A 1096-nucleotide genomic window follows, 5' to 3' on the forward strand; every position below is an offset into this window, starting at 1 on the left:
TGCAATATCAAATTGAACACTTTGTAAATCCACTAACTTCTTAACTTCTTCAACAAAGGCTTCTTGCGGCGTACGGTAATTTAGGATCTTACGAGGTAAGGAATTACACCAGTCGGTTGCCCGGCGAAGTGTTGTTTCGGATACGTCACGAATTGGTGTTCCTTTAGGAATAATGCGGCGTAATAAACCATTATGTCGTTCATTAGAGCCACGTTCCCATGCGGCATATGGATGAGCAAAAAAGATCTGTAAATTCTCTGTTTCAAGTTCAGTAATAGACGCAAATTCAAGGCCATTATCAGCTGTAATTGTCTTGCAGAGTTGCTGTAATGAAATATCGGTACTAAAGCCTAATAGCCAGTTGTGTAGCGTGTTTTTTATGTCAACTGCTTTAGCGGAAGGTGACCGTAACGTTACATAAATTCGTGTTTTACGTTCTAATAGAGAGATAATTACTTCATCATGCTTATCTTTAATGCCTCGAACGGTATCGAGTTCCCAATTTCCAAATTCCTCGCGAGTCAAAACAGATTCATCACGTAGTTCAATAGACTTACCTAGATTTTTCTTGTGCTTACGCGTAATAGCTTTACGCATTGAACGGCGTAGCACTAGCGGTAAATCCATTGGTTTAACGCGGAGAAGGTCTTCATGAAGGTAGTTATATAAAGTTTTAGTAGACACCATTTCATTACGTACAAACAAGCACTTACGCAATGCATAGCCTACGGCAGCATCAAATGACCATTTATGCTCCAATACCTGGTCTTCAACCCAAGTAAGAAAAGGTGTAATCATACCGGCTTTTCGAGTATTAAACGAGCCTTTACGAGAGGTTTCATACTTTGCCTGTCCATGATCGGCTAGATACACCATGACCCGTTTACCAGCCTTTATTTGTTCAACAGTACCTCGTTGAATTTCAGCATGAATGGTTGTACGAGAACGGCCTAAAGCTTTAGCAATCGACAGTTTTGAAGCACCCGCTTGCAATTGTTTTTCAATATGAAAGCGTTCTGCGTAAGATAAGTGTTTGTTTGTACGTAATGATGTGTTATGATTAATAGAGTCCATAGTGATATCGATACCTCGTGTA

General features: G+C 40.0%; 1 protein-coding gene. It reads right to left on the bottom strand.

Going from position 1 to position 1096, the window contains the following annotated elements:
- The coding region (locus QZL64_RS01390) for an IS30 family transposase (protein ID WP_296309110.1) at nt 1-1074 on the bottom strand (1074 nt) is incomplete at its 3' end.
- Nucleotides 1075-1096 lie beyond the last annotated feature (22 nt).

Source organism: Veillonella sp. CAG:933 (assembly GCF_000431435.1).
In the GTDB taxonomy this organism is placed as follows: Bacteria; Bacillota; Negativicutes; order Veillonellales; family Veillonellaceae; genus Veillonella_A.